General features: G+C 75.7%; 14 protein-coding genes, 1 tRNA gene and 2 pseudogenes. 15 read left to right on the top strand and 2 right to left on the bottom strand.

The genetic code is table 11. The features are described from left to right. Window positions 1-515: pseudogene (locus F1544_RS21655) on the bottom strand (hypothetical protein); the annotation flags it as partial. 200 nt (window positions 516-715) lie between these two features. On the opposite strand from F1544_RS21655, the gene F1544_RS21650 reads away from it, so the two are divergent. The 14 genes from F1544_RS21650 to hrpA all read left to right on the top strand — a co-directional run bounded on the left by F1544_RS21650 (window position 716) and on the right by hrpA (window position 15,929). Next, on the top strand, window positions 716-1,687 hold the full coding sequence (locus tag F1544_RS21650) for a segregation and condensation protein A (RefSeq protein ID WP_308470252.1): 972 nt from the start codon (window positions 716-718) through the stop codon (window positions 1,685-1,687). Next, window positions 1,684-2,655: an SMC-Scp complex subunit ScpB gene (gene scpB, locus F1544_RS24995; RefSeq protein ID WP_308470251.1), complete on the top strand. Its 972-nt coding sequence runs from the start codon at window positions 1,684-1,686 to the stop codon at window positions 2,653-2,655. The genes F1544_RS21650 and scpB overlap by 4 nt, the downstream gene beginning before the upstream one ends. A 21-nt stretch (window positions 2,656-2,676) precedes the next feature. After that, entirely contained in the window at window positions 2,677-3,672 is a 996-nt protein-coding gene (locus F1544_RS21640; protein WP_167588271.1) for a pseudouridine synthase, read from the top strand. Window positions 3,673-3,695: 23 nt separating this feature from the next. After that, entirely contained in the window at window positions 3,696-4,058 is a 363-nt protein-coding gene (aroH, locus tag F1544_RS21635) for a chorismate mutase (RefSeq protein ID WP_167588270.1), read from the top strand. Between the two features lie 79 nt (window positions 4,059-4,137). Further along, the gene (locus F1544_RS21630) at window positions 4,138-5,250 is read left to right on the top strand and encodes a prephenate dehydrogenase (protein WP_167588269.1); all 1,113 of its coding nucleotides are present in this window, start codon (window positions 4,138-4,140) and stop codon (window positions 5,248-5,250) included. Window positions 5,251-5,452: 202 nt separating this feature from the next. After that, window positions 5,453-6,190 (top strand): (d)CMP kinase, encoded by a 738-nt coding sequence (cmk, locus tag F1544_RS21625; protein ID WP_308470250.1) that lies wholly within the window; start codon window positions 5,453-5,455, stop codon window positions 6,188-6,190. Next, window positions 6,187-6,906 carry a lysophospholipid acyltransferase family protein gene (locus F1544_RS21620; protein ID WP_167588268.1) on the top strand — a complete coding sequence of 240 codons (720 nt, stop codon included), beginning with the start codon at window positions 6,187-6,189 and terminating at the stop codon, window positions 6,904-6,906. The genes cmk and F1544_RS21620 overlap by 4 nt, the downstream gene beginning before the upstream one ends. Next, complete coding sequence (der, locus tag F1544_RS21615; RefSeq protein WP_167588267.1) at window positions 6,903-8,408, top strand: ribosome biogenesis GTPase Der; 1,506 nt, start codon at window positions 6,903-6,905, stop codon at window positions 8,406-8,408. The genes F1544_RS21620 and der overlap by 4 nt, the downstream gene beginning before the upstream one ends. A gap of 49 nt (window positions 8,409-8,457) precedes the next feature. Then, a tRNA-Pro gene (locus F1544_RS21610) sits at window positions 8,458-8,531 on the top strand. A 104-nt stretch (window positions 8,532-8,635) separates the two neighbouring features. Next, a complete protein-coding gene (locus tag F1544_RS25645) occupies window positions 8,636-8,770 on the top strand; it encodes a hypothetical protein (protein ID WP_280115017.1) in 135 nt (44 codons plus the stop codon). Window positions 8,771-8,845: 75 nt separating this feature from the next. After that, complete coding sequence (locus tag F1544_RS21605) at window positions 8,846-9,715, top strand: ABC transporter ATP-binding protein (RefSeq protein WP_308470249.1); 870 nt, start codon at window positions 8,846-8,848, stop codon at window positions 9,713-9,715. Continuing rightward, window positions 9,712-10,545, top strand: a complete 834-nt coding sequence (locus F1544_RS21600; RefSeq protein WP_167588266.1) for an ABC transporter permease — start codon at window positions 9,712-9,714, stop codon at window positions 10,543-10,545. Before F1544_RS21605 ends, F1544_RS21600 begins: the two co-directional genes overlap by 4 nt. Window positions 10,546-10,605: 60 nt before the next feature. Then, a complete protein-coding gene (locus tag F1544_RS21595; RefSeq protein ID WP_167588265.1) occupies window positions 10,606-11,703 on the top strand; it encodes an ABC transporter substrate-binding protein in 1,098 nt (365 codons plus the stop codon). A 47-nt stretch (window positions 11,704-11,750) separates the two neighbouring features. After that, complete coding sequence (hrpA, locus tag F1544_RS21590; RefSeq protein WP_167588264.1) at window positions 11,751-15,929, top strand: ATP-dependent RNA helicase HrpA; 4,179 nt, start codon at window positions 11,751-11,753, stop codon at window positions 15,927-15,929. Window positions 15,930-15,970: 41 nt separating this feature from the next. Here hrpA and F1544_RS21585 read toward each other — a convergent pair whose 3' ends face one another. Next, on the bottom strand, window positions 15,971-16,318 hold the full coding sequence (locus tag F1544_RS21585) for a hypothetical protein (RefSeq protein WP_167588263.1): 348 nt from the start codon (window positions 16,316-16,318) through the stop codon (window positions 15,971-15,973). Between F1544_RS21585 and F1544_RS21580 the strand changes: the two are divergent. Beyond that, window positions 16,302-16,628 (top strand): annotated as a pseudogene (locus F1544_RS21580) (hypothetical protein); the annotation flags it as partial. The gene F1544_RS21585 and the pseudogene F1544_RS21580 overlap by 17 nt on opposite strands.

The raw sequence follows: 16,628 nt of genomic DNA, 5'->3' as shown, positions 1-16,628 counted from the left end.
GGCGCGGGGGGACCGGGCAGCACCAGCGGACCGGGTAGCGGCCGCCGCCGCGCGGGCGCGGGCCGGGCCGGCGGGGGCGGCCCGACGGGCTCGACGACCACCTCGCCGTCGGGACCCACGTGCAGGTGGACCGCGACCGCGGCGAGGTCCGGGTCGTCGACGACGACCGTGGCGCCGCGCGCGGAGCCGACCGTGGCCGTGCCCGGGGCGAGGCGGTGCACGCGCCCCGCGTCGGGACCCGACGTCACGTGGACGTCGACCACGCCCTCGGGGGCCGCGAGCACCGCGGGCACGGCGGCCCCGGTGCCCAGGACGCCGCCGGAGCGGACCGCGCTCTCGCGCACCAGCTGCGCCGGGTCCAGGGCGTCCGCGCCCAGGAACAGCGGTGCGGCGCCCCCCAGCGCCCCCGCCAGCTCGGCCACGGTCGCGTCCTCGGGCAGGTCGAGCACCAGGTCCCGCACGACGGGGGCGGCCGGGGGTGCGGCGGCGGCCACGGCGGTCAGCAGCAGACGCACGGGGTGCTCCTCCGGACGTCTCGGGGTGGCGGGTGGGGCGACAGGGTGGTGGGGAGGGTGGTGCAGGGGTGGCAGCCCTCCACGCTAGGTCGGCCCGCGCGCGAGGCGCCCCGGATCGGCGCCGCACCACCCGGACGCCCGCCGCGGGCGCCCCGCGCGTGCTGCGAACGGGTGGCGCCCGGCCTCGCTACCGTGGCGGGGTGCCCGCTCCTGCCCTCGTGCCGACGTCCGCCGTCGCGACGTCCGGGGCCGCGGCTCCCGCCACGACGCCGACCGGCGCCCGCCGCGTCCCGGCCGCCCGCGGACCCCACGAGCCGGCGCGCAGCGGGTTCGAGGTGCACCTGGACAACTTCTCCGGGCCCTTCGACCTGCTGCTGGGCCTCATCACCAAGCACCAGCTCGACATCACCGAGGTCGCGCTCGCCAGCGTCACCGACGAGTTCATCGCCCACATCCGCGCCGCCTCCGCCGCCGACGAGGACTGGGACCTCGACGAGGCCAGCGAGTTCCTCCTCGTCGCCGCGACCCTGCTGGACCTGAAGTGCGCGCGCCTGCTGCCGGCCGCCGACGTCGAGGACTCCGAGGACCTCGCGCTGCTCGAGGCGCGCGACCTGCTCTTCGCCCGCCTCCTGCAGTACCGGGCCTACCGCCAGGTCGCCGCCGTGCTCGCCGACCGCTTCGAGGAGTCCGCGCGCCGCGTGCCCCGGGCCGTCGCGCTGGAACCCCACTTCGAGCGGCTGCTGCCGGAGCTCGTGCTGCGCGTGGGCCCCGAGCAGCTCGCGGCGCTCGCGGGCCGGGCGCTGACGCCGAAGCCCGTCCCGCTCGTCGGGCTGGACCACCTGCACGCCAGCACCGTCAGCGTGCGCGAGCAGGCCGCCCTGGTCGTGGACCGGTTGCGCCGCAGCGGCAGCGCCACGTTCGAGGAGCTCGTGGCCGACGCGGGCGACGGCGAGGAGGGGACGCTCGTCGTCGTCGCGCGCTTCCTCGCGGTGCTGGAGCTGTTCCGCGAGCGCCGCGTGCGCCTCGAGCAGCCCGAGGCGCTGTCGACGCTGACCGTGCGCTGGGACCCGGTCCAGGACCCGGGCGCCACCGAGGACGAGGTGGCCGGGCAGGTGCTGGCCGCCGTGGACGAGTTCGAGGGCGCGGACGCCGCGCCGGGGAGGACCGCGTGAGCACCGACGTGTCGGGAGAGCTGTCGCAGGAGGACCGGCTGGAGCTGGAGGTGCTGGAGGTCGACGTGCTGGAGGTCGTCGTGGACGACCCCGACTCCGGGGACGACCGGGACGGCGACGACGGGGACGGGTACGACGGGGACGGGGACGACGGCGGCCGCCGCGTGCGGGCCGCCGTCGAGGCCGTCCTCATGGTCGCCGACGAGCCCGTCGCGGTCCCCGCCCTGGCGCGGGCGACGGGCGAGGCGCCCGACGAGGTCGACCTCCTGCTGCGCGAGCTGGCCGGGGAGTACGCCGAGCAGGGCCGCGGCTTCGAGCTGCGCGAGGTCTCCGGCGGCTGGCGGATGTACTCGCGCGCCGAGCACGCCGAGGTCGTCGAGGCCTTCCTGCTCGACGGGCAGACCGCGAAGCTCACGCAGGCGGCGCTGGAGACCCTGTCGATCGTCGCCTACCGCCAGCCCGTGAGCCGGGCCCGCGTCTCGGCCGTGCGCGGGGTCGGTGTGGACGGCGTCATGCGCACGCTGCTGACCCGCGGTCTCGTCACCGAGGCCGGGGTCGAGGCCACCTCCGGCGCGACGCTGTACCGCACGACCGAGGAGTTCCTGCACCGGATGGGCCTCGCGAGCCTCGACGACCTGCCCCCGCTGGCCCCCTTCCTGCCCGACGAGCTGTCGCTGGAGGACCTGGAGCCGCGCGAGGTGCTCGCCGCGGCCCCGGGTGAGGCGGTCGCCGCAGTCCCCGCGGTGGGGGATGATAGGGGGGACAGCGCGCCCGCCGACGCGGCACCGCCGCTCGTGCAGGAGGCCACCGAGGTGGCCGGGGTGGTCGACCAGCCGCCTGCCGGTGGGCGGCCCGACGGGCAGCGGGACGACCAGCTGCGGATCGACGAGCAGCAGCGGGACGACCGGCAGGGCGCGCCCGTCCACGACAGCACGGACCAGCCGGACGACGAGCCGGAACAGCAGTAGGCAGTACCTCAGGAGGAACCCATGACCCCGACTGCGCCCCGCGGAGGCGGCCAGCGCCGCAGCGGTGCCGGAGCGGGCCGGCCCGCCGCCGGCGGCCGCCCCCAGCGGCCGAGCCAGTCCCGCGGCAAGGGCGCCGCGCCCGGCGGCAAGGGGTCGGTGCCCGGCCGGCACGCCTCGTCCGGTCGCCGCGGTTCCGCGACCCGGATGACCGACGACGTCAAGCCCGCGCCGGCGCCCCCGCGCCGCGGCCCGGCCCCCGCCAAGGCCCGTCCCGGCGTCGACGTCCACGACCCCGAGGGCGTGCGCCTGCAGAAGGTGCTGGCCCAGGCCGGCGCCGGCTCGCGCCGCGCGTGCGAGGACATGATCGCCGCGGGCCGCGTCACGGTGGACGGCGAGGTCGTCACGGAGCTCGGCGTGCGCATCGACCCGACCCGGCAGGTCGTGCACGTCGACGGCCTGCGCTTCTCCCTCGACGACGAGCTCGTCTACATCGCGGTCAACAAGCCCAAGGGCGTGGTGTCGACGATGTACGACGAGCAGGGCCGGATGAACCTGGCCGACATGGTGGGCCCCCGCGAGGAGCGGCTCTTCCACGTCGGGCGCCTGGACCTCGAGACCGAGGGCCTGATCCTGCTGACCAACGACGGCGCGCTCACGCACCGCCTGCAGCACCCGTCCTTCGGCGTGAAGAAGACCTACCTCGCCGAGGTGCGCGGGCCGGTCAAGCGCGACCTGGGCAAGACGCTGCGCGCCGGCATCGAGCTCGAGGACGGCCCCGTGGCGGTCGACAGCTTCAAGCTGGTCGACTCCAAGCCCGGCTACGCGCTGGTCGAGGTCGTCCTGCACGAGGGCCGCAAGCACGTCGTGCGGCGCCTGCTGGAGGCCGAGGGCTACCCCGTCCTGAAGCTCGTGCGCACCCAGATGGGCCCGATCGTCCTGGGCGACCTCAAGCCCGGGAAGAACCGCCGCCTCACCAAGGGCGAGGTCCAGCAGCTGATGGCGGTCGCCGGCCTGTGAGCGGCCCCACTACGGTGGCTCCCGTGTCGGTGAGGGCGATCCGCGGTGCGGTGCAGGTGGAGGCGGACGAGCGCGAACAGGTGCTCGACGCGACGAGGGAGCTCGTCTCGGAGGTCATCCGGGTCAACGAGCTCAGCCTCGACGACTTCATCAGCGTGATCTTCACCTCCACCCACGACCTGGTGTCGGAGTTCCCGGCCGTCGCGGCGCGCGAGCTCGGCATGGGCGACGTCCCGCTGATGTGCGCGCGGGAGCTGGAGATCGACGGCTCGATGCCCCGCGTCGTGCGGCTCATGGCGCACGTCGAGACGCCGCTGAGGCGGGCGCAGGTGCGCCACGTGTACCTGCGCGGCGCCCAGGCGCTGCGCCGCGACATCGCCCAGTGACGACTGCTCCGGCCACCACCCGTCCGGCCACCACCTGCGCGGGGACCGGCCGACGGGTGGCGCCCGTCCCGCCGCGCCCGTGACGCTCGACCCGGCGGCGCCCGCCCGCACCCTCGGCACGGTCCGCGTCGTCGGCACCGGCCTGCTGGGCACCTCGGCCGCGCTGGCGCTGACGCTGCGCGGCGTCGACGTCGTGCTGCAGGACGTCTCGCCCACGGCCATGGCCATCGCGCGCGACATGGGCGCGGGCCGCTTCCCGCGCGAGGGCGACGACCCCGCCGTGGTGCTCGTGGCCGCCCCGCCGGACGTCGTGGCCGACGTCGTCGCCGCCGAGCTCGCGCGCTGGCCCCGGGCCGTGGTCACCGACGTCGCCAGCGTCAAGGGCGGGCCGCTGCAGACGCTGCGCGAGCGCGGGACCGACCTCACCCGCTACGTCGGCTCGCACCCCATGGCGGGACGCGAGCGCTCCGGACCCGTCGCCGCGCAGGCCGACCTGTTCGCCGGCCGGCCGTGGGTCGTGGCCGCGGGGGAGGAGTCCGCCCCCGCCGCCGTCGCAGCCGTGCGGGCCCTCGCGCTGGACTGCGGGGCCGCGCTCGTCGACATGCCCGCCGCCGAGCACGACGAGGCCGTCGCGCTGGTCTCGCACGCCCCGCAGGTCGCCGCGAGCCTCGTCGCGGCCCGCCTGCGCGAGGCGCCCGAGGGCGCCGTCGGTCTCGCCGGCCAGGGCCTGCGCGACGTCACCCGCATCGCCGCCAGCGACCCCGCGCTGTGGGCGCAGATCCTCGCGGGCAACGCCGCCCCCGTCGCCGACGTGCTGGAGGACCTGCGCGCCGACCTCGACAGCGTCATCGCGGCCCTGCGCGCGCTGGAGCGCGACCCGGCCGCCGTGGGCGCCCGCGGGGCGCTGGTGCGGGTCATCGCCGACGGCGGCGCGGGCCGCGAGCGGATCCCCGGCAAGCACGGCAGCGCCCCCACGGCCTACGCGACCGTCGTGGTCGTCGTGCCCGACCGCGTCGGGGAGCTCGCGCGGCTGCTGGCCGACATCGGGGCCGCCGGCGCCAACCTCGAGGACCTGCGCCTGGAGCACTCCGAGGGCCAGCCGGTCGCGCTGGCGGAGATCGACGTCCTGCCCGCCGCGGCGGCGCCCCTGGAGGAGGCCCTGCGCGAGCGGGGCTGGACCGTCCCCCGCTGACCCGCCGGTCCGCCGTCGACCGGGCCCCGAGGGCCCCGGTGAGCACGCGCTGCGCTGAGTGACGGTCTGCGGTGCGGGCGGAGTCGACTAACCTCGTGGGGTGCCCACCCCCGCCGAACACCACGGTTCCGCCACGTCCGGAGAGGCGCAGTCCGCAGCGGCGCCGTCCGCGGGTGTCCGGCTCGCGTCGTCGGAGGTGTTCGTGAGCAGGTCCCCGCGCCCCGGGGTGGTCGTCGCCGTGGACGGTCCCTCCGGTTCGGGCAAGTCCAGCGTCAGCCGGGCCACGGCCCGCGCGCTCGGCGTCGCCTTCCTCGACACGGGCGCCATGTACCGGGCCGTGACCCTGTCCGCGCACCGCGCGGGCGTCGACCTGGCCGACCCGGCCGCCGTCGCCGCGCACGTGCGCGGCGTGCCGCTCGCCGTCGGCACCGACCCCGACGCCCCGACGATCGCGCTGGTCGGGGCCGACGGCAGCGAGACCGACGTCACCGAGGCCATCCGCTCCTCCGACGTGACGGGCGCCGTGAGCGCGGTCGCGTCGGTCCCCGCCGTCCGCGCGGACCTCCTGGTGCGCCAGCGCACGCTCATCGAGGCCGCCTGCGCCGCACCGGCTCCCGGTCGCGAGCCCGGCGTCGTGGCCGAGGGCCGCGACATCACGACCGTCGTCGCGCCCGACGCGGACGTGCGCGTCCTGCTGACCGCCGACGAGGCCGTCCGGCTGGCCCGCCGCGCCCACCAGGACCTCGGGGCCGCGGACGCCGCCGCCCTGGCCGCCACCCGGAGCGCGATCGTCGAGCGCGACGCGGTGGACAGCCGGACCACGTCCTTCCGCACCGCCGCCGACGGCGTCGTCACCCTGGACTCCACCCACCTCGACTTCGACGGCACCGTCGAGGCCCTGCTGGCCGTCGTGCGGCAGGAGACGGGGCAGGCGTCGTGAGCGCCACCGTCCGCGAACCCCAGGCCTGGACCAAGTGGATCGGCACCGCCTTGGCGCGCGGCGTCTGGTCCTCGGAGGTCCACGGCGCCGAGAACGTCCCCACCACGGGCCCCGTGCTCTTCGCGGCCAACCACGCCTCGATCATCGACGGCCCGCTGCTGTACGCGGTCGCCCCGCGCGACGTGCACTTCCTCGTCAAGAAGGAGATGTTCGGCGGCGTCGTGGGCGCGGCCCTGCTGCGCGCCGGGCAGATCCCCATCGACCGCAGCCACGGCGACCGCGACGCGCTGCTCGGCGTGCTGGGCGTCCTCGCCGACGGCGGCGCCGCGGGCGTGTTCCCCGAGGGCACCCGCGGCAAGGGCGACGCGGCCTCGGTGCGCTCCGGCGTCGCGTGGATCGCCCTGCAGTCCGGCGCTCCCGTCGTGCCCGTCGCCTGCGTCGGCGCGCACCGCCCCGGTGAGCGCGAGCGGCGCCTGCCGCCCCTGCGCCGCCGCCTGCACTTCTGCTTCGGCGAACCGTTCACCGTCGTGAAGGAACCCGGCGTGCCCGGCCGCGTGGCGCTCGCCGCCGGCGTCGAGCAGGTCCGGGAGAAGTTGTCCGCACACGTGCTGCAGTCGCTGCAGCGCACGGGGATCGAACTCCCCGACCACCTGGGCGCCGACGAGCTGGGACTCGGTGAGATGGCGTCCGACGATCTGCCGGGAGGCAATCGATGAGTTCCCCCGACGCACCCGACACCACCTACGACGGCCCCGCGCGCGAACCCGTCGAGATCGCCGACGACGTCAACGTCGAGAACGCGCTGCGCGTCGGCCTGACCGAGTACGAGCTGTCCGAGGAGGACGTCGCCCTCCTGTCCGGCGAGGGCACGGGCGACGGCGACGAGCAGCCGGCCGGCCCGCTGCCCGTCCTCGCCGTCGTCGGGCGCCCCAACGTCGGCAAGTCGACGCTGGTCAACCGCATCATCGGCCGCCGCGAGGCCGTCGTGGAGGACGTCCCCGGCGTCACCCGCGACCGCGTCATGTACCCGGCCAACTGGGCCGGGCGCGACTTCACCCTCGTGGACACCGGCGGCTGGGAGAAGAAGGTCGAGGGGCTGCCCGCGCGCGTCGCGGAGCAGGCCGAGGTGGCCATCGCCCTGGCCGACGCCGTGATGTTCGTCGTCGACGCCACCGTCGGGGCCACGGGCACCGACGAGCAGATCGTGCGTCTGCTGCGCAAGGCGGGCAAGCCCGTCGTCCTCGTCGCGAACAAGGTCGACGGCCCCCGCCAGGAGGCCGACGCGAGCGAGCTGTGGTCGCTCGGCTTCGGGGAGCCGTACCCCGTCTCGGCGCTGCACGGGCGCGGCACGGGCGACGTCCTCGACGCCGCCGTCGCGACGCTACCCGCGGTCTCGGCCACGGGCGGCGGCATCGAGCCCGCCGGCGGCCCGCGCCGCGTCGCGCTGCTCGGGCGCCCCAACGTGGGCAAGTCGAGCATGCTCAACAAGCTCGCCGGCTCCGAGCGCGTCGTCGTGCACCCCACCGCGGGCACGACCCGCGACCCGGTCGACGAGCTGATCGAGCTCGGCGGGCGGACCTGGCGCTTCGTGGACACCGCGGGCATCCGCCGCCGCGTGCACCTGACGCAGGGCGCGGACTTCTACGCCTCGCTGCGCACGCAGGCCGCGCTGGAGAAGGCCGAGGTGGCCGTCGTGCTGCTCGACGCCAGCGAGAAGCTCTCCGAGCAGGACATCCGCATCGTCACCACGGTCGTGGAGTCCGGGCGCGCGCTGGTGCTGGCCTACAACAAGTGGGACCTCACCGACGAGGAGCGCCGCCACTACCTGCAGCGCGAGATCGAGAAGGAGCTCGTGCAGTACCCGTGGGCGCTGCGCGTCAACGTGTCCGCGCAGACCGGGCGCCACCTCGAGAAGCTCGTGCCCGCGCTGGACACGGCGCTGGACTCCTGGGACACCCGCGTGCCCACGGGCAAGCTCAACAGCTTCCTGGGCCAGGTCGTCGCGGAGCACCCGCACCCCGTGCGCGGCGGCAAGCAGCCGCGCATCCTCTTCGGGACCCAGGCCTCGACCCGGCCGCCCCGCTTCGTGATCTTCGCGAGCGGCTTCCTCGAGGCCGGCTACCGCCGGTTCATCGAGCGCCGCCTGCGCGAGCAGTTCGGCTTCGTGGGCTCGCCCATCGAGGTCAGCGTCCGCGTGCGGGAGAAGCGCAAGCGGTGAGGTAGGGTCTTCCACGGCTCGACCACCCCTTCGGGGGCGGGACGGTCGGCGGGCTGTAGCGCAGCTTGGTAGCGCACTTGACTGGGGGTCAAGGGGTCGCAGGTTCAAATCCTGTCAGCCCGACTCGTGTTCACACGGGTCAGAGCGGGTGTTCGTCCTCGGGGGCGGGCACCCGTTCGCCGTTCCCGGGGTGGCCCGGAGGCGGTGGACGGTCGAGGAGGTCGGACGTGGCGGGTCTCGTCGAGCGGCTGCTCGGACGCGTGTGCTCCGCCTGCGGTCACCCCCGCGAGGCGCACCAGCACTACCGGCGCGGCACCGACTGCTCGGTGCGCGACTGCGGATGCCCGCGCTTCCGGCGCTGACGTTAGGGTCGACGCGGGACCGGGCGCGGTGCGGTCCCGGGCGCGGGGCCTCCCGCGCGGTGACGAGGAGCGGGAGTGGCGACGACTGACCAGGACGGCCCGGCCGTCCCCGACGCCTCGCACATCCTCGTCCGCGGGGCCGGCAAGACGTACGGCTCCGGCGAGCGCGCGACGACCGCCCTGGCCGACGTCGACCTGAGCGTGCCGCGCGGCCGCTTCGTCAGCGTCATCGGCCCGAGCGGCTGCGGGAAGTCCACGCTGCTGCGCCTCGTCGCGGGCCTGGAGGAGCCGGACACCGGGGACGTGTCGATCTTCGGCGCCACGGCGCGCGAGGCCTCCGCGGCCAAGTCGATCGGCTTCGTGCCCCAGGTGCCGGCGCTGCTGCCGTGGCTCAGCGTCCTCGACAACGTCCGCGTCCTGGACAAGGTGAACCGCCGGGCCGGCCGCCGCCGCCGCGAGGCCGCCGGTCCCGCCGTCGCCGGCTGCGAGCTCGCAGGCGACCCCGTGCAGCTCCTGACGCGCCTCGGGCTGGGCGACGCGCTGGACCAGCGCCCCGGGCAGCTGTCCGGAGGCATGAAGCAGCGCACCGCGATCGCCCGGGCGTTCGCGCTGCAGCCCGACGTCCTGCTCATGGACGAGCCCTTCTCGGCGCTGGACGAGTTCACGCGCGAGGCCGTGCAGCTGCAGCTGCTGGACGTGTGGCACGAGACCCGCACGACCGTGCTCTTCGTGACCCACTCCGTCACCGAGGCCGTCCTGCTCTCCGACACCGTGGTCGTCATGGCCGCCCGCCCGGGGCGCATCGCCGCGGTCGTCGAGATCGGCCTGGACCGGCCCCGCCGGCACGGGCACCTGGACTCCGACACCATGCACGCCTGCGAGCACGAGGTCCGCGCCCGGCTCGAGCAGGCGTGGACCGACGTCCTGCCGCGGGACCTGGTGTGAGCGGAGCCGACACGTGGACCGCGCGGGCGGGCCGGCGGGTGCGCCGCGTCCTGCGGGCCGCCGCCCGCCCCCTGCACCCCCGATGGTGGCTGCCGACCGTCGTCGCGCTGGCCGCGGCGGCCGTCGTGTGGACCCTCGTGGCCCGCGCGAACCCGTACGTGCTGCCGGCGCTGGGCGCGGTGGGGGACCAGCTCTCCACCCAGCCGGGGTTCTACCTGCGCAACGCGGCTGCGACGCTGCAGGAGGCGCTGCTCGGCCTCGTGGCCGGGTCGCTGGCCGCCTTCGCGCTCGCGGTGGCCATCTCGGAGTCGTCGCTGCTGCGCCGCGCCGTCATGCCGCTCGTGGTCGTCCTGAACGTCACCCCGGTCGTGGCGATCGCCCCGGCCCTCGTGGTCGCGTTCGGCTTCGGCGTGCTGCCCAAGCTGATCGTCACGGCCCTCATCACGTTCTTCCCCGTCCTCATGAACACCGCGACGGGCCTGCGCTCGGTCGCCGCACCCGTGCTGCAGGTGTTCCGGACGGTGGACGCCTCGCGCGCCGACGTGTTGTGGCGCCTGCGGATCCCCAGCGCGCTGCCCTACGTCTTCGCGGCGCTGCGGGTCGTGTTCCCGCTGTCCATCGTGGGCGCGATCGTCGCGGAGTTCTCCGCCGCGGGGGCCACCCAGGGCCTGGGCACGGTCATCAGCGTCGCGTCGTCGAACTCCCAGCTCGACCGCGTCTTCGCGGCCATCGCCTGCCTCGCGCTCATGGGGGCGGTGCTGCTCCTGCTCGTCACCGCGCTGGAGCGCCGGGTCCTGTCCTGGCACGAGTCCCAGGCCCGCCCGTCGTGACCCGTCGCTCGTGACCCGCCGCCCTCCCGCTCCCGCCGTCCGCCCCACCGAGGAGTCCCGTTGAAGACCGTCCTGCGCACCCTCGCCCCGGCCGCGGTCGCGGCCCTCGTGCTGGCCGGCTGCGGGGGCGGCGGCGGTGGGGAGCAGGAGACCCCGTCGGTCTCCACGGCGGCCGAGGGCTCCGCGATCTCGCCCGAGCGGTGCGCGGAGAACGAGGCGGCGGGGAAGATCACCTACGTCACCGGGTACCAGTACCAGGCGTCGGCGAGCATCCTCGACCCGATCGCGGCGCAGGCCCTCGGGTACTTCGACGCCCTCTGCCTGGACGTGGAGATCCAGCCGGGGACGGGCGAGACCGCCCAGAACGCGCAGCTGGTGGCCGCCGGCACGGCGCAGCTGAGCTCGATGAGCGGCGGCAGCGACGTGCTCGTCAACGTCGCCAACGGCGTCGACGTCAAGGCCGTCGCGCTCTTCGGGCACGTGCCCATCGCGACGCTCATGACGAAGCCGGACGTCACCGACCTCAAGCAGCTGGAAGGGACGACGCTCGGGCAGAAGGGCGCGCTGCCGGTCGCCATCGACGCCATGCTGCGCGCCGACGGCGTGGACGTCGACCGCATCAAGCAGGTCGTCGTCGGGTTCGACCCGACCGTGCTGGTGCGCGGGCAGGTGGAGTCCCTGACGGGCTACAAGTCCAACGAGCCGCTGACGCTGAAGGCGCTGGGGGAGGACGTGAAGCTGTGGAACCCGGAGGACTACGGGGTCCCCGGCTCGATCGCCGCGACCATCGCCAACCCCGCCTTCCTCGCCGAGCACCCCACGGCCGTGCAGGACTTCCTGCGCGCCCAGCTGCACGCCTTCGAGCACTGCGAGACGGCGGCCGCGGAGTGCGTCGGCTTCGCCGCCTCCGCCGCCAGGAGCGGCTACGACACCGCGCACAACGTCGACGTCTGGACCACGGAGGAGGGGCTGGTCACCTCGACCCTGCCCGCCGGTCAGGTGCTCGGGCAGATGGACCCCGCGGCGATGCAGACGGAGGGCGACTTCCTCCTGCGCATGGGGCAGGTCAAGGCCGTCCCGGACCTGACCCGGGTCCTCGACACCGCGGTCGTGCCTGCGCTGTACGCGAACGGCACCCTGGTCTGGCCCGCGCCCTGAGCCGGGCGGGCGCCGTGCGCGGGGCCCGCCCGTAGACTCGGGACGTCATGTCGAGGTCCCCCGGCCGCCGCCGCCCACCCCAGCGCACCGCCTCCTCCGGCCCCCGGCAGCGGGGTCCGGCGCCGAGCGCCCTGCCCGACGACCCCCGCGCCGGCGTCCTCGCCGAGCGGCTGCCGGCGCTGTCCCTGCGCGACGAGGACCGCTTCCGCCGCCGCCTGTCCGCCCTCGCGCGCCAGCGCGACGAGGCCGCCCTGAGCACGGCGCTGGACGACGTCGAGCGGCAGGTGGACTCCGCCGAGGCCCGCGCGCAGCGCCGGGCGGCCAGCGTCCCCGAGCTGCGCTACCCGCCGGAACTGCCCGTCAGCCAGGACAAGGACCGGATCGCGGCGGCCCTGCGCGAGCACCAGGTCATCGTCGTCGCGGGCGAGACCGGCTCGGGCAAGACCACCCAGCTGCCCAAGGTGTGCCTGGAGATCGGCCGCGGGATCCGCGGGCGCATCGGGCACACGCAGCCGCGGCGGATCGCGGCGCGCGCGGTCGCCGAGCGCGTCGCCGAGGAGCTCGGCACCGAGCTCGGCGGCACCGTCGGCTACGCGGTCCGGTTCACCGACACCGTCGGCGAGGACAGCCTCGTCAAGGTCATGACCGACGGCATCCTGCTGGCCGAGATCCAGCGCGATCCCGAGCTGCTGCAGTACGACACCCTCATCATCGACGAGGCGCACGAGCGCAGCCTCACCATCGACTTCCTCCTCGGCTACCTGGCGCAGCTGCTGCCGCGGCGCCCCGAGCTGAAGCTCGTCATCACCTCCGCGACCATCGACCCGCAGCGCTTCGCCGACCACTTCGGCGGCGCGCCGGTGCTGGAGGTGTCCGGGCGCACCTACCCCGTGGAGGTCCGCTACCGCCCGCTGCTCGCCGCGGAGGCGGACGGGACCGCCGACGAGGACGACGAGTCCGACGACGGCGTGGGGGAGACCGACGACGGCTGGCTGCCCGACGACGACCGCGACCAGACCGAGGGCGTCCTGGACGCCGTGCGCGAGCTGGCCGCCGAGGGACCGGGCGACATCCTCGTGTTCCTGCCCGGCGAGCGCGAGATCCGCGACACCGCCGACGCGCTGCAGCCCCTGCTGCTGGAGCGGGAGTTCCGCGGCACCGAGGTCCTGCCCCTGTTCGCGCGGCTGTCGGCGGAGGAGCAGCACCGGGTGTTCCGCACGACCGGGCACCGCCGGATCGTGCTGTCCACCAACGTGGCCGAGACCTCCCTGACCGTCCCGGGCATCCGCTACGTCGTCGACGTCGGCACGGCCCGCATCTCCCGCTACAGCGTGCGCACCAAGGTGCAGCGGCTGCCGATCGAGCGGATCTCGCAGGCCTCGGCCAACCAGCGCGCCGGGCGCTGCGGCCGCGTCGCCGACGGCATCTGCATCCGGCTCTACTCCGCCAAGGACTTCGAGTCCCGCGACGAGTTCACCCAGCCGGAGATCCTGCGCACCAACCTGGCCTCGGTCATCCTGCAGATGACGTCGCTGGGCCTGGGCGACATCGCCGCGTTCCCGTTCGTGGAACCCCCCGAGCAGCGCAGCATCACCGACGGCCTGCAGCTGCTGGCCGAGCTCGGGGCGATCGAGGACGCGCGCGCGGGCGACCGGGGCGTCCCTCGGCTGACGCGCATCGGGCGGGACCTGGCCAAGCTGCCGATCGACCCGCGCCTGGGCCGGATGGTCCTGGAGGGCCACCGCAACTCCTGCCTGCACGAGGTCCTCGTCGTGGTCGCGGCCCTGTCGGTGCAGGACCCGCGCGAGCGGCCGCTGGAGCACCGCGAGCGCGCCGCGCAGCTGCACGCCCGCTTCCGCCACGAGCAGTCCGACTTCCTCACCTACCTCAACCTGTGGGCCTACCTGCGCCGGCTGCAGGACGAGCTGTCCTCCTCGGCGTACCGCCGGCGCGTCAAGGCCGAGATGCTGCACTTCCTGCGCATCCGCGAGTGGCAGGACACCTACAGCCAGCTGCGCCGCATCACGCGGGACCTGCGGATGGACGTCACGGTGCCCGAGCTCGGCGAACCCGCCGAGGGCGAGGTCGTGCCGCAGGCCACCTACGACGGCGACGGCATCCACCGCTCGCTGCTCGCCGGGCTGCTCGGCAACATCGGCCTCAAGGAGCTGCCGAAGGAACCCGCCAAGGGGCAGCGCCGCACGCGTCCCGACGGCCCCCGCCAGCAGGAGTACCTGGGCGCCCGCGGGGCCCGGTTCGCCGTCTTCCCCGGCTCCGCGCTGGGCCGGCGCTCCCCGGACTGGGTGGTGGCCGCCGAGCTCGTCGAGACCTCGCGCCTGTGGGCGCGCGTCGCGGCCGCCATCGACCCGCGCTGGATCGAGCCGCTGGCCGAGCACGTCGTGAAGCGGAACTACTCCGAGCCCCGGTGGTCGCGCAAGCGCGCGGCCGTCGTCGCGACCGAGCGCGTCACGCTGTACGGCGTCCCGATCGTCGCGGGCCGCACCGTCGCCTACGGGTCGATCGACCCGGAGCTCTCGCGGGAGCTGTTCCTGCGCCACGCGCTCGTGGAGGGCGACTTCGAGACGCGGCACGCGTTCTTCCACCGCAACCGCGAGCTCCTGGCCGACGCCGAGGAGCTGGAGCACCGCGCCCGCCGCCGCGACATCGTCGTCGACGACCAGGTGCTGTTCGACTTCTACGACGCGCGCGTCGGGCGCGAGGTCGTCTCCGGCCGGCACTTCGACCAGTGGTGGAAGCAGGTGCGCCAGGAGCAGCCCGAGCTCCTGACGTTCGACCCCGCGATGCTCGTCGCCGACGACGCCGCGGTGAGCGAGGAGGAGTTCCCGCGCCGCTGGCACCAGGGCGACCTCGACCTCGAGCTCACCTACGTCTTCGAGCCCGGTTCGGCCGAGGACGGCGTGACCGTCGAGGTGCCCGTCGGGGTCGTGAACCGCTTCGACGACCGCGACCTGCTCTGGCAGGTCCCGGGGTTCCGCCACGACCTCGTCACCGCGCAGCTGCGGTCGCTGCCGAAGGCGCTGCGCAAGAACCTCGTCCCGGCCCCCGACCGAGCCGCAGAGTTCCTGTCCCGCGTCGCCCCGCGCAGCGAGGACTACTTCGTGGCCTTCGAGCGGGAGCTGCCGCGCCTGGGCGACGGCACCGAGATCTACGAGGAGGACGTCGACTGGACGAAGGTCCCCGCGCACCTGCGCGCGACGTTCCGCGTCCTCGGCGACGACGGCCGCGTCCTCGCGCAGGGCAAGGACTTCCCGCGCCTGCGCGACTCCCTCGTCACCTCGGTCGCCGAGACCCTGACCGAGGCCGCGGACGAGCTGCAGCGCAGCGGGGCGACGACCTGGTCGCCGGCGGCGGACCCGGCCGACCCCGCCGTCCTGCCGCCGGAGGTGCCGACCCTGCACACCAGCGTGCGCCGCGACGCGGAGGTGACGAGCTACCCCGCGCTCGTGGACGAGGGCGCCACCGTGGGCCTGCGGACGTTCGCGACCACCGCCGACCAGGACGCCGAGATGCGGGCGGGCACCCTGCGCCTGCTGCAGCTCACCCTGCCCTCGCCCCTGCGCGCGGTGCAGGCGGGACTGCCGAACGACGCCAAGCTGCTGCTCGCCCGGGCCCCGCACGGCAGCGCGGCGGCCGTGCTCGCCGACTGCGTCGACGCGGCCCTGCGCGACCTGCTGGACGCGCACGGCGGGCCCGTGCGCACGGCCGCCGCGTTCGAGGAGCTCCGGCGGGCCGTCGGCGCCGACCTCGCGGCGGTGACCACCGAGGTCGTGCAGCGCACCCTGCGCGTCCTCGGGGCGGCGGCCGACGTCGAGCGCCGCATGTCGCGCACCCAGAGCCTCGTGCTGCTGCCCTCGCTCGCCGACGCCCGCGAGCAGTTCACGGGGCTCGTGCACGCCGGGTTCGTCGCCGAGACCGGGCGCGCGCGGCTGCCGGACCTGCTGCGCTACCTGCAGGGCCTCGGGCGCCGGGTCGACGCCATGCCCGAGAACCCGCAGCGCGACCGGGTCCGGATGGCCGAGTTCACGCGGGTCCGCGACGCGTACGCGTCCCGGCTGCGCAAGGCCGGTGCGCACCCCTCGCCCGAGCTGGCGCGGATCCGCTGGACGCTGGAGGAGCTGCGGCTGCAGAAGTTCGCCCCGGGGGTGCCCACGGCGCACCCGGTCAGCGACGAGCGCGTGCTGAAGGCGCTGGCCGAGGCGCGCTGACCTCCCGGGCGGCGCCGGGCGTCAGAGGAGGAACTGCTCCGTCAGAGGAGGAACTGCTCCGTCAGGCCCCGCGCCGCCGTCCACGGCCCCGTGACGAGGAACGTGCGCCGCACCCGGTCGCCCGCGAGCTGGGCGGGCAGCGCGGCCGGGGCGAGGGAGCGGAAGTCGACCTCCGCGGACGACAGGGCGACCAGCGTCACCGACGCGTCGGGCAGCAGCCGGACGGCGGCGAGCCCGGTGCCCACGTCGTAGCGGACGCCGTCCGGGCCGCCGCACGCCGCGCTCGCGGGGTACCCCGTGACCCGGATCAGCGGGCCCTCCCGGCGGGCGGCCACGGCGACGAGGAAGCGCGCCTCGGCGAGCTCCTGGCACGTGGTCGGCTGCCGCACGACGGGCCGCGCGGCGGGCGCCGCCGGCGGGGGTGCGGTCGGGGCCTGCCGCGACGGCTGCCGGGCTGACGGCTGCGGGGACGAGGGTTGTAGGGACGACGCGCGCGGCCCGCGCGACGAGGGGGCCGGGAGCCTCGTCGACGACGGTCCGTCCGCGGGCGCCTCGATCGCCGCCGTCGTCGTCGGGCCCGTCGTCGGCGGAGGTGTCGTCGGGCCGCTGCTCGTCGGGGCGGGCGCGTCGGGGGCCGACGTGCAGGCGGCGGCCGCGAGCACCGCGGCCAGGGCCACCGCGGCGGCCCGCACCGCGCTC

Source organism: Kineococcus rubinsiae (assembly GCF_011839805.1).
GTDB lineage: Bacteria > Actinomycetota > Actinomycetes > Actinomycetales > Kineococcaceae > Kineococcus > Kineococcus rubinsiae.
Note: the sequence above shows the minus strand (reverse complement) of the source record. Positions and strands in the feature narration are given on the sequence as shown.